This window comes from Ruminobacter amylophilus, from assembly GCF_900115655.1.
Taxonomy (GTDB): domain Bacteria; phylum Pseudomonadota; class Gammaproteobacteria; order Enterobacterales; family Succinivibrionaceae; genus Ruminobacter; species Ruminobacter amylophilus.
In genome coordinates this window covers 34,927-47,942 of record NZ_FOXF01000016.1, presented here as the reverse complement: position 1 = coordinate 47,942, position 13,016 = coordinate 34,927, and the positions used below count along the sequence as shown (strand labels likewise).

Below are 13,016 nucleotides of genomic sequence, written 5' to 3'. Positions count from 1 at the left end.
TTTGTGCAGGACAACCAGTCAAAGTCCAGTATCGGTGTATTGAGAGGACTTCACTATCAGCTTAACAATCCGCAGGGAAAACTGGTGAGAGTAGTATCCGGTACAGTATTTGATGTTGCAGTGGATATCAGAAAGAGTTCACCGACCTTCGGTAAGTATGTAGGTGTGATTCTGTCTGCCGAAAACAAGCGTCAGTTCTGGATACCTGAAGGATTTGCGCATGGTTTCTACGTAATGAGTGAAACAGCAGAGTTCGTATATAAATGTACAAACTACTATGACCCTACATCTGAACATTCAATTTTATGGAACGATCCTGATATCGGTATTGAATGGCCTTTGGTTGAAGGTGTCAAGGTAAATGTTTCTGAAAAAGACGGAAAAGCCTCATCATTTAAAAACGCTGTTATTTTCGATTAGTTTTATAAATCTAAAATTATTGGTGAACGATGTTGTGGATGGATAAGGATGAATTAACAGCTTTGCCAAGTTAATTTTTTCAATTCTTATTTGGTAATAATCTTTGTGTTTTAGTCACAAAAAATATATATGCTAGAGAAGTTTATGGATAATATAGTTTGCGGTTGGATTTCTGATGTTCTGTACAACAATCGTATTGTCGGCTGGTTATTAGATCCTTCCTCAACATCTCCGAGAGATGCTGTGGTAGAAATTAATGGTTTTGCAATAGATGTTTTATGCAATGAAAAAAGGCATAATCCAAAGAACTATAAAACTCACATAAATAATGGTTTTAGCGTTTTGATCGATGAAAAGGTTTATGCCCATTTAAATTCAAAAAATATTATTAAATTAATCGATAAATCAACAAATAGTGAAATTGCAAAATCTGTAATAAAAATCGATTTGGACTCATTGAAAAAACAGATTTTTAACGATGACAGTATATTTGGAGAAGTTAAAACTGAATCTGATTCAGGCGTACTAGAAAAAAAGAAAGTTATAGGTAAGTTAAATTCAAAGTTCAACAACCTGAAAATATCCGGTTGGCTGGCTTCTACAGATGCTGACGCAAAAGAGCCTAGAAAAGCCTTGTTGAAATTTCCTAATGGAATGTCCTTTACGGTTAAAACAAATAAATTCAGAAAAGACTTAGTATCCAAAGGTATAAACGGAAATTCCGGTTTTGTTTTTGACATTCCTCTGGATCTGATTGCTCAGTTGCCTGAGACCTTTGAGGTATCACTCTGGGATAAAAAACTGAATAAGTTGATTGACAAGGTAAAGTACAGTAATCAGCCAGTTTTTACTCCTCGGAATTTTGATGAATATTTAAAGTATTCAATGGTTATGCCTATAGCGTATGCTCCTTTTTCAGAAAACTACAAAAGATGCTTTGCTTTCATGGAAAATGTAGCGGCCAGATTGGCAAATCATAATTCAAGCACTCTGGTTTCTGTAATCATGCCAGTATACAACCGAGAAAAAGTTGTTAGGGAATCTATAATGTCTGTTTTGGCGCAGACATATCAGAATTTTGAACTGATAATTGTAGACGATGGCAGTACAGATAATACGGTAAGCGTCATTGAATCCATTAAAGATAATAGAATAGTTCTTTTAAAAAATCGCAAGAATAAAGGCTGTAGTTACTCGAGAAATTTAGCTGTAAGCAAATCTAAAGGTGAATATATATTCTATCTTGATTCTGATAATACCTGGGATAATCGTTATCTTAAGGTAATGGTTGGCGCATTTGAAACACTCCCTAAAGCCTCAGCTCTTTACTGTGGCCAGTATTTATTCAAAAAGAACAGTGACCAATGTTATGCAGTGAGATTTGCATCATTCAACAAATCATTGCTGGAGAACAGAAATTACATTGATATGAACTGTTTTGGTCATACCCGCAAGTCGTATGATGCAATAGGGGGATTTGATGCTTCTTTGAGAAGACTTGTTGACTATGATTTAATATTACGGTTAGCAAATGCTTTTGAAATATATTCTGTTCCGGTAATTTTATCAAATTATTACTATGACAAGGCTGACAATACTATAACATCAACTGAAATACTTCATAATTTACAATCTGAAAAGTACCAGAGTTTTAATCTTAATAAAAAGCCTGAAGAAGAACTTAAGGTCTCAGCAGTAATTCCTAATCACGAAACTATAGATGATTTAGAAGAGTGTATAAATAGTCTGATCTCTGCAGGTTGTTCTGAAATTATTGTCGTGGATAACAATTCATCTGAGGATTGTATAAGAAGATTAGAAATACTAGAAAAAAATAAAAAAATTAAACTTATTAAGAATAACTGTAATTATGGTTTTACTTATGCTGTAAATCAGGGAATGCATCTTGCTGATGTTAATAACGACATTCTGCTGGTTAATAATGATTCTGTATATACAGGCAATTCAATTTATGCAATGAAAAAGGCGGCTTACTCATTGGATAATGTTGGATTAATAGTTCCAAGACAGGTCCTATATGAAGACAACGAATCAATTACGATTCATGTTCCATATGCTAACAAAAAAAATAAATGTGACGTTAATTTATCAATCAGACACTTCAATATAGATTCTGTTCCTCTGTTTAGTAATGGTAAAAACGTTAAATTGAATTTTGCTCCTTTTTTCAGTGTGTATATTCGAAGGGATATTTACAGTTTAGTCGGTGATCTTGATGCTGAACACGGCAGACATTACAGATCAGACAGAATTTATTGTGATGTTATTAGGCATCTCTGGAGGTTGAATATCTTCTATGTTGAGGATTCTGTTGTGTATCACAAATTACAGAAATCTACAGCACAATTGAAATCAAATAAAGACGAGTATGAAAAAATTTTTGTGAAAAATTCTTGGACTTCAGAGGAAATGGAACAAGAAGCTTTTACTAAAAAACATTGGGAATTTTAACTTATTTTTATCGCTTGGAATATTATATGAGTAGTGTTATTGGAAAGTTTGGTACCAAAATAAAAGGAAACAGAATTGTAGGGTGGCTGGCCTTAAAAGATTCTAAAGAATTAGATATACGAACAGCAAGATTAGAATTTCAAAATGGGCAAAAATTTACCATAAAGGCCGATGTTGAGAGAGATGATCTTCGTGAAAAAGGGATTAACAAGGGGGTGGCAGGTTTCGTTCTTGAATTATCAGAGGAGGTCTTTAGTAATCTGCCTGCAACCTTTACTGTTTCGCTTTTTGATAACGATTTAAATGAACAGGTGGATAAAGTTTATTATAACAATCCCTATTATTTGAATAACTCTGAGAATGCCGGTTCATCTAAAACTGTAATTAATTCAGATAAGAAGTACATATTCCCAAAAGATGGAAAATATTCCGTAGTTGAGCGTTTCAATTCTGCTCTGAATTCTGAAAGAGACGATTGCAAGGACGTGTTTGCGTATCACATAGAGCAGTTAAAGGATCTTAATTTAGAAAACAAGCGTATCAGTTCTTATTTAAGTAATAAAACCAAATCTCCTAGAATAGCAGTATTCAGTTCTTGTTCTAATTCTTATGATGAAATTAGATGTCCTAAGTACCTAGATCCGAAGTTTGACTATGTACTTTATACTGATAGTGCTGAATATGAATCTGGAGTTTGGAATGTCCGTCGCGCACCATACTGGTCAAGTGACCCAACCAGAATCAGTCGATATGTTAAAACGCATCCTCATTATCTCCTAAAGGATTACGATATTGCTATTTGGGTTGATACCAATATTTGTATTGCTGGAGATATTTCTGATGAGATTGCCAAATTTTTAAAATCAGGAAAACCGATAGGAGCTTTTTATCACCCGTTAAGGAAGAGTGTTTATGATGAAGCTTCTAAGTGTATTGAATTAGGCAAGGACGACGTTGACGAAATTAGTCAGCAGATTAATCGTTATAAAGCTCTGTCATATGAAAACAATGATTTGATAGAGAGTAATTTTATGATGTTCAATCTGAAGCATCCTAAGTTATCAGATATAATGAATACCTGGTGGGCAGAAATTGACAAGTTCAGCAGAAGAGATCAGCTGTCATTAAATTTTGCAATTGATAAAAATCTTGAATCATGGTACCCACTGGCAGATCAAAGAATTTGCACAAGAAATCACGAAAAAATTATTTATTATCCACATAAGCTAATGGATGATTTTGCAAAGACAATTAATAGTTCTTTATTTAACAGGAAGGTTTTTCCTTCGTCCAATGATTTCTTCAGTTTGCATAAATCTGATGTCTTAAAAAAATATAATAAATTGACTGCTGATGTAATTATTCCTGTATATAACGCACTTGATGATTTAATTAAGTGTATTGAATCTTTAAAAAAATACCGAAAGAATTGCATGTATAAATGTATTATTATTGATGATGCCAGTGAGCAGGATACTCAAGAATACATACTGCAGTTAACTCGTGATTTTGATTGGATAACGTCTGTTCGTAATCAGTCGTCTGTTGGTTACGGAAGAGCTGTTAACATAGGTATCAATAAGAGTAAGGCTGATTTCCTCGTTCTCTTAAACAGCGACACTATTCTTACTGATGGTTGGATTGAAAAAATGGCTGATGCTGTATTTTCAACTGTCGGAGCGGGCATAGTTGGTCCTATTTCCAATGCTGCAAGTCATCAAAGCATTCCATACACCAAAGGTGTTAACAAGCAGACTGCTGTAAATCCGATTCCAAAGGGACTTACTCCTGATTTGTTGAATTCATACCTGGAAAGTTGGACAGAATTTGGAAACTACCCTAGAGTTCCGTTAATACATGGCTTCTGTATGGGGGTAACAAGGGAAGTAATTAATAAAATTGGAGGCTTTGACGAAATTCATTTTCCTAAAGGATATGGAGAAGAGAATGATTTTTGCTTCAGAGCGACAAATGCAGGTTTCTCACTGGTAATAGCTACTAATACATATATATTCCATGCAAAGTCAAAGTCTTATACTCAGGATGTTAGAATCCCTCTGATGGAAGAAGGTAGTGCAACCTTAGCAAGTTTATACGGAAAGAAGAGAATTAATAGAGCGGTAGACTCAATGTCAACCAATCCAATATTGAAATCTCTTCAGACCAAGGCTGAATATCTATACAAATATATTTACAGTAATCTTACCAAAGTATTTATTCTACGAAGAAAAAGTTTAGATTCTTTTGAAGATATAAGATGGTGGTTACGAGTAACTCCGTGGTTATCAGATAGTTTTAGTAAAGTTGCGAATGTGTATAGTCTTCCTTCTCATAAAAAGCTACCTAACGTTAATGACCCTGGTATTTGCTATATTCATGAGAACATTGATGAATTCTCTGATATTGAATTAAGTGACTGGATCGAAAGATGGAAAAATAATGGCGGAAAGATAATATACGACGTAGTATGTAATCCTTTCAATCCTGATTCATTTAATAAAATTTATAAACTTTCCAACATTGAATCTGCATTGCTAATGAAGAGAATGCAGTGGTTAATTAATAAATGTGATTTTATTACATGTCCTTCTAAGATGATTGCTGATCAATTATTGGCAGTCAATAAGAATGTAACTGTAGTTCCGTACAGCTTAGACAAGCAGCTTTGGCATTTAGATATGAAGGAAGAGGATGTTATCCCTCATAATGAAGAGGCAAAGTGTAAAATCGGTATTCTGGATTTAACAAGAAACAGAATTGATTATTCTAATTTACTTGCCGTAGCCAAAATGCTGGAAAAGAATCATGCGGATAAACTTTCCTTTAGCCACATATGTGTTGAGTCTGAAGTTGTTATAGGCAAGAGAAAGTCGCTTCCAAAGAAACAGAATTATTCAAATCTTATTCAATGGCTGTTTGAAGTTATTGATTGGGATATTGTGATAATACCTAAGATATACGACTCCGGTGAGCGTGATTTGTTATTTAAGATCTGTATGTCATTGGGATTATGTGTTGTTTGCGAGAATGTAGTTGGACTCCCTTCATATGCAGAAGACGGATACAACTGTACTGTTGTAGATTCAGATAGTGTTGATGGTTATGCAAATGCAATAATCGATCTGATTTCGCATGACGAAATACGCATTGCGTATGCACATAACGCAAAAGTGACAGCCAGACAATTTGATTCAGATTTACAGTGTTGTTCGCTGGAAAGTTTGATTTATCGTGAAAATAAATAGCTTCACTTATTAATAATAACGCACATGGAAGTTGTACATGTGCGTTAAAAGTGAAATAAGGTACGAGATATCAGATATGATTTTGAATAATAGTTAAATTATCCGCAGAAACTATTTATGTAAATTTAGTAATCTGCAAAACATGTAGACATTTAATATGCCTATTAATGTTTTGAATATTGATTGTTCTTTAAATTTTTGTGCTTTTGGGGATTGCTTTAGAGAATTAAGTTATGTTCAAACAGTCTGTTGTTTTATGTTAGTTATAATCAACGCCAAGCAATTGGGAGGTAAAATGATTAGAATTGAAGGAAGTTTAGAAGATAATTATGTGAATTGTGATGAAAGTGTAACCATCACAGGAGTTATTGACGGAAAAGACAATAAAATTATAGTCGGAAAATTTAATTCAAAAGCTAATATTAGTTTAAATATTCATGGAAGCAATAATACAGTATTTATTGATTCTTCTGACTATACAATCAAGAGTTTAAAAATAGATATTGGTAATTTTAATCATGCAAATAATGTTAAATTATTAATTGGAAAAAATTTCCAGTGTTCTCAGACTGTCTTTTTTTTATACAATCCATCGACCGAACTGTTAATTGGTGATTCGTGTATGTTTTCAAACGGAATAACGATTAGGCTTGGTGAACTCCCGCATTTAATATTCGATAAAAGTACTAAAAACTATATTGACTTAACTGAGGGTGTTTATATAGGAAGTCATGTATGGATTGGGGAAGGAGTATATGTAACTAAAAAGGCCTCTATCCCAGAGGGGTGTGTTGTTGCGGCTAAATCTGTTGTAACCAAACGTTTTACCACTCCTAATTGTGTTTTAGCCGGAAATCCTGCCAAAGAAGCAAAAGTTGGAATAGAGTGGATAAAAAATCGTGGATATTGTAAGAGCCACAATAGTGAGTTATCCCTAATCTTTGAAGATTATTATAATCAGGCAATGCAGTATGACAGTCAAAAGATCGAAAATTATGAGGAATTTATTGAAACTCAAAGATTATATCTTAAGAGTAAAAATAAGTAAGATAACGTGTCTCTATCATTGATAGCAAGGAATACAGAAGAATTGCATTATTATTAGAAATTCTTCTACCGAATATTAGAAAAATCATAATTGCATAGGTATTTAGGTTGTTTATTTTATAGAACACGACTTTAAGATATCTTCGTATTTTCTTTACGGAGATAATCGTGTGAACAAAATAATTGAAAGTCTAGGCTGGTAATGAAAGATTTTTTCTGAACAAACATCTGGCATGCATATTATGTAGTGGTGTATTTCTGCACAAATGCAAGAACGTTTGTTATACCGTTTAGAGACAGTGATTATACTTTGGGAATGATATTTGAGAGTTAAATAAAGTTTGTATAATAAGTTAATTCTGAAATATCTGGTACTTAATTTAAGTTGTGCCCATTTGGACCAAAAAGATATAAATCGTAATCTTGCTCAGAAAAATTAAGGATTTAATTTTCACTAGGTATGGCGTCAGAGATATTAAAATCTGAGATATGAGCACTAGATGCTTAATTCAGAATTATGTGGTTAAAAGTTTTGTATTCTCCTGCTAATCATAATAGCCTTCAATTATGTAGCTTCAAAATATCTAATTCAGGGGCGTGTAAGGAAATGTTGTACGGAGCCATTAAGTTGACCTCTGTTGAAGCTGCCATTAAATCATCAGAGGAAAAAAGCTTAGACTGATTGTTCAGAACTGTAATTCTAACCATGTACGTTAGCTTTGTAATTTCCCTGCAGTGATATATACAGTCAGTACTGTAGAATCTGAAAATGCCTGTTTCAGGAAAGTTATAAAAATGAGGCTCATTTTTATAAAGCAATTTCTAGGTAACTTATATGAATTACAACAAAATATACAATTCTTTAACCGACGTGAATATTGATGATGGGTATGAGTCTTGTGTAAAACAGATTGATTTTTCATACAACAAATTAAAAGATCCCGGATACTCCATAGATAATGAAAACTGTCCATCATATCATTTAGAGCAGTTGAAACGAGATTGCCTGCATGATCGTTTTTCCATTGATTACAGTAATTACCATTTTGAATGTTTAATTAATATGCCGAATTCAGAAGAAATCGGCGATTCAATGTTTGTTATTTTTTCTGGAGCCCGAGATCTTAAGAAAGACAGGTTACCTGTATTCAAGAGGTGGTCATACCATAAATTTGTAGATTCAATTGTATTAAATATTGCTGATCCAATGTTTTATAAGTTTAATGATCTTTGTCTTGGGTGGTATTACGGTGATGAAAATGAATCAGCGATTAAACTTTGTGGCGATATAATAAAAAAAATTCAATCGTTGCTTAGTATAAGTAGTAAGAAATTGTTTTTCTTTGGTTCTTCCGGTGGCGGATACGTTTCGTTACAGATGGCAATGTATTTTTCTAAGACTACTCATATAGCCATCAACCCTCAAATTATACTAAGCAATTTTTTTTACGGTAAGACTTTCAGTGAAATTACTGGAATCAATTTGCTAACCAGAGATGACTTTAAAAGAAATCAGACAATAGAAATTATAAAAAACAGGATTAAAAATAGCACAAACCGTTTCTTTATTATCCAAAATCTTCAATGCAAGGATGATTGTACACTTCAGTTATTTCCGTTAATGAAGGAACTTGGTATCAGTAAATTTCATTTTGGACTCAATAATTATAAAAATTTTGCATTATGGATGTATAGCTGTATTGGCGGTCATAACGCTCAGGGGGATCAATTAATATTCAGTTACGTTATATATATTGCGCAAAAAATTTCAGAAGGCTCAGAATTAACGGATTTTGATTTCTTTCTGATTAAAAACATCAGCTGTATATGGCGACAGCGTGAGTGGTTTTTATCTCAGCATAAGTCTTGTTTATCGAAACTAAATTTTATTGAGAAGAATAAGTAAAACAACGTGCAATAATACCTGAATCCGGGGTGGTACACGGTTTTTGTAATTGTGTGCAAAGGATGAGGGATTATTGCATATAAAAAGCTCGTCATCATCTTTATTTTAGGGTAATAAGAAAAAGTAGTATGTTCTGAATTTCTGACAAACATAATTGTATGAATGCATGAAAACGTGTTACACAGGAAGCTTTTGTATGATTATTGAGCGTTAAGTCTACACCTTTACACCAGCCAGAATAAAAATCTTAATATTCCTCGTATTATTTCCATGTTCTGTTACCCTTTGAAACAAAATGTAACAGTTTCACCAGACTTTTTAGGATACAATAAGCTTAAGAATAAAAATATCCTTAAAGTTGCTGATCTTTTAGCCTTTTTGGCTGTTTTCTGAACTTTAAATCGCACAGATTTTCAATTCTGATTATAAAGATTGAATCATTGATAATCTGGTTCTAAAAGTCTGTACAAAAAAGTATTACGAAGTTAAAGGCCTGATAACCTGAAAACTGACTAATTCAAAACCAGAAAGATAAAGCGGCCAAAAAAGCGGACACAGATCCAAAAAGAATTCAGCTTCCTGAGGATATGCAACTCTGAATATTAAAACAAATCTAGACCTGAACAGTTAAACAGAAATTATAAAAACTGATTCATACAACTGATATTGGACGTGATCATGAAAAAATTACTCATAGCTTTACTGATAGCCGGTGCTGTAGGCGGATTCGCATACTACAAGTTCGGAGGAGAGAAGGAACTGCAGTATATGACCATACATGCCTCTCGCGGTGACGTTGTTGAAACCGTACTTGCATCCGGAACTCTGGTAGGGCGCAACGAGGTAGAAGTCGGTGCCCAGGTGAACGGTCAGATACAGAAGCTGTACGTAAAGCTTGGTGACAAGGTAAAGAAAGGGGACATGATTGCCGAAATCGACCCTCGTACTCAGCTGAACAGCTTATCAAGTGCCAAGGCTGAACTTCGTATCGTTCAGGCTGACAAGAAGCAGACAGAAGCTCTTCTGAAGCAGCAGGAACTTGAGTACAACCGCCAGCTCAAGATGAAGAAAGGCAATGCCACTTCAGATGCCGATCTTGAAAAGGCGGAAGCCAATCTTGCCCAGACCAGAGCCAAGCTCGAATCATGTGATGCAAATATTGAAAAGGCTAAGATCAGTGTTTCAACCGCAGAAACCAATTTAGGCTACACTAAAATCACCGCTCCGCGTGACGGTGTGGTAATCGGTATCGTTACCGAAGAAGGTCAGACCGTGGTTTCCACTCAGAGTGCTCCTACAATCGTTAAGATTGCGGATCTCGAAACCATGACCGTGGAAGCTGAAATTTCAGAAGCTGACGTGGTTAAGGTTAAACCGGGCATGAATTCATATTTCACCATTTTAGGTCTCCCTGACAGAAAATTTGTCAGCACCTTCAGAGACATTGAACCTGCCACTGAATCAGAAAGCTCAAGCTCATCATCAAGCGCAAGCTCTTCAAGTTCCAGCCAGGCAATCTACTATAACGCTCTGCTTGACGTGGACAACAGCGAAGGCCTTCTCCGCAAGTCCATGACCGCCGAAGTCACCATTATTCTCGGTGAAAGCAAGGATGTACTGTATCTGCCTATTGCCGTGCTCAACAAGAATCTCGGAAACAGCAAGTACATGGTTTACGTTAAGGGTGCCAACGGCAAGGCTGAAGAAAGAGTGGTTACGGTAGGTCGCAAGGACAACATTAACTATGAAATCGTGGACGGCATCACCGAAAAGGATGAAATCATCATCGGTTCCGATGTTGCATCTGCGGAAGCTGCGGCAATGGCGGCCGGCAATTCAAGACGTCGCGGTCCTCGTCTCTAAGATAAGTGTGCTTACAGCTGTTTAAGGGGATATTATCATGTCAATGGATAATAACATTAACAACGCTCAGGTAGCGGAATCAGCCGGCAGTACATCGGAAAAGCCACTCCTCGAGGTTCATGGCGTAACCCGCAGTTTCGGTCTCGGAACCGAAACCGTGGAAATCCTGCACGGTATTGATCTTAAAATCTATGCCGGTGAAATGGTGGCCATCATCGGTCAGTCAGGTTCCGGTAAATCAACACTTATGAATATTCTGGGCTGTCTTGATAAACCAACCACCGGTGAATACTACATCGAAGGCAGAAAAACCTCGGATCTTGATTCAGACGAACTGGCAGGTCTCAGAAGAGATTACTTCGGTTTTATCTTTCAGCGTTATCATCTGCTTGGTCATCTCAATGCCACCGGCAATGTGGAAATTCCGGCAATTTATGCAGGCATCAAGAGTGACAAGCGTGTGGATAGAGCCAACGATCTTTTAAAGAGACTCGGACTCGAAGAAAGAAAGGAACATCTGCCAAGCGAACTTTCCGGCGGTCAGCAGCAGCGCGTGAGTATTGCCCGCGCCCTGATGAACGGCGGACAGGTGATTCTCGCGGACGAACCTACAGGTGCGCTTGATTCTCACAGCGGTGAGGAAGTAATGAAGATCCTGAAGGATCTCAATGCCTCAGGCCATACCGTAATACTGGTTACCCACGATCCGAAGATTGCGGCCAACGCCGGTCGAATCATCGAAATCAAGGACGGTGAAATCATTGCCGATTACAAGAACGACAAGGTCAGTCTTGAACGTCATCAGCTGGCGGAAGAGGACAGGGTGGTTCTTAAGGCGGGATTCATTCTGCAGATGCGTGCCTACGTGGACCGCTTCAGAGAAGCTTTTAAAATGGCTTTTATCGCCATGATTTCCCATAAGATGAGAACTCTTCTTACCATGCTCGGCATTATCATCGGCATCATGGCTGTGGTCAGTGTGGTGGCTCTCGGTAAAGGCGCCAGCAACAAGGTGGTAAGCGACATCAATTCCATCGGTACCAACACCATTTCCGTATTCCCGGGCAAGGATTTCGGGGATATCAGATCAGGTAAGATTGAGACTCTGACCGTACAGGACATGAAGGTTCTGGAACAGCAGGTGTTTACCGACGCCATTACTCCGAACCGTCAGAGTTCGCTTCTGACTCAGTATCATGACATTTCCGCAAATGCCAAGGTAGCAGGCGTAAGTGAGCAGTTCTTCAGGGTAAAGGGCTACGAGATAGCAAACGGTCATCTTTTCACCAAGCAGGACGTTGACAGTCTGGCTCAGGTTGCGGTTATCGATGAGAACACCAGAAAGAGATTCTTTGCCTATGAGAATCCAATCGGCAAAACTCTTATGGTAGGCAAGGTTCCATGCGTGGTTATCGGTGTTCTCAAGGCTTCAGATTCTCCGTTTGACAGTCAGGATTCCCTTAACATCTACATTCCGTATACCTCCGCCATGAGTCGTATCGTGAATGAAAAATACCTGGGATCCATGACCATCAGAGTAAAGGATAACGTTCCTAATGCCGTGGCCCAGGAAGCCATTGAACATGTACTGACCTTAAGACACGGAACCAAGGATTTCTTCACCAACAGTTCTGATACCATTCTTAAGACCATTACCTCAACCACTGATACATTTACCTATTTAATCAGTGCCATTGCGGTTATTTCCCTGATCGTAGGCGGTATCGGGGTAATGAACATCATGCTGGTGTCAGTTACCGAACGTACCAAGGAAATCGGTATCCGTATGGCGGTAGGTGCCAGACAGAGCGACATCCTGCAGCAGTTCCTTATTGAAGCCGTGCTGGTATGTCTTATCGGCGGCGGATGCGGGGTAATCTGTTCATACGGCATCGGAGTGGTTTTCGGAATGTTCGTGCAGAGCATTAAAATGGAATTTTCAGTTACGTCCATTATAGCCGCGGTAGTCTGCTCATCCCTTATCGGTATGCTGTTCGGATATCTTCCTGCAAAGAATGCGGCCAAGCTTAACCCGATTGATGCACTGGCACGTGAATAGGAGT

Annotated in this window: 7 protein-coding genes; all 7 read left to right on the top strand. The window is 36.9% G+C overall.

The window, feature by feature from the left end:
- Nucleotides 1-420 (top strand): dTDP-4-dehydrorhamnose 3,5-epimerase (gene rfbC, locus BMY80_RS05750; protein WP_093141818.1); only part of this gene is annotated, 420 nt, incomplete at its 5' end.
- Nucleotides 421-564: 144 nt separating this feature from the next.
- Complete coding sequence (locus BMY80_RS05745) at nt 565-2,892, top strand: glycosyltransferase (RefSeq protein ID WP_177178505.1); 2,328 nt, start codon at nt 565-567, stop codon at nt 2,890-2,892.
- A gap of 26 nt (nt 2,893-2,918) precedes the next feature.
- Nucleotides 2,919-6,137: a glycosyltransferase gene (locus BMY80_RS05740; protein WP_093141810.1), complete on the top strand. Its 3,219-nt coding sequence runs from the start codon at nt 2,919-2,921 to the stop codon at nt 6,135-6,137.
- A gap of 295 nt (nt 6,138-6,432) precedes the next feature.
- Nucleotides 6,433-7,185 (top strand): acyltransferase, encoded by a 753-nt coding sequence (locus BMY80_RS05735; RefSeq protein WP_143066463.1) that lies wholly within the window; start codon nt 6,433-6,435, stop codon nt 7,183-7,185.
- An 834-nt stretch (nt 7,186-8,019) separates the two neighbouring features.
- The gene (locus tag BMY80_RS05730) at nt 8,020-9,090 is read left to right on the top strand and encodes a hypothetical protein (RefSeq protein WP_093141805.1); all 1,071 of its coding nucleotides are present in this window, start codon (nt 8,020-8,022) and stop codon (nt 9,088-9,090) included.
- A gap of 678 nt (nt 9,091-9,768) precedes the next feature.
- Nucleotides 9,769-10,953, top strand: a complete 1,185-nt coding sequence (locus BMY80_RS05725; protein ID WP_093141802.1) for an efflux RND transporter periplasmic adaptor subunit — start codon at nt 9,769-9,771, stop codon at nt 10,951-10,953.
- 43 nt (nt 10,954-10,996) lie between these two features.
- The gene (locus BMY80_RS05720; RefSeq protein ID WP_093141815.1) at nt 10,997-13,012 is read left to right on the top strand and encodes a MacB family efflux pump subunit; all 2,016 of its coding nucleotides are present in this window, start codon (nt 10,997-10,999) and stop codon (nt 13,010-13,012) included.
- Nucleotides 13,013-13,016: the final 4 nt, after the last annotated feature.

What these genes read in the sequence shown, in the direction of transcription:
- BMY80_RS05745 (WP_177178505.1), top strand. Translation starts at nt 565, where the DNA reads ATGGATAATATAGTTTGCGGTTGGATTTCTGATGTTCTGTACAACAAT.
- BMY80_RS05740 (WP_093141810.1), top strand. Translation starts at nt 2,919, where the DNA reads ATGAGTAGTGTTATTGGAAAGTTTGGTACCAAAATAAAAGGAAACAGA.
- BMY80_RS05735 (WP_143066463.1), top strand. Translation starts at nt 6,433, where the DNA reads ATGATTAGAATTGAAGGAAGTTTAGAAGATAATTATGTGAATTGTGAT.
- BMY80_RS05730 (WP_093141805.1), top strand. Translation starts at nt 8,020, where the DNA reads ATGAATTACAACAAAATATACAATTCTTTAACCGACGTGAATATTGAT.
- BMY80_RS05725 (WP_093141802.1), top strand. Translation starts at nt 9,769, where the DNA reads ATGAAAAAATTACTCATAGCTTTACTGATAGCCGGTGCTGTAGGCGGA.
- BMY80_RS05720 (WP_093141815.1), top strand. Translation starts at nt 10,997, where the DNA reads ATGGATAATAACATTAACAACGCTCAGGTAGCGGAATCAGCCGGCAGT.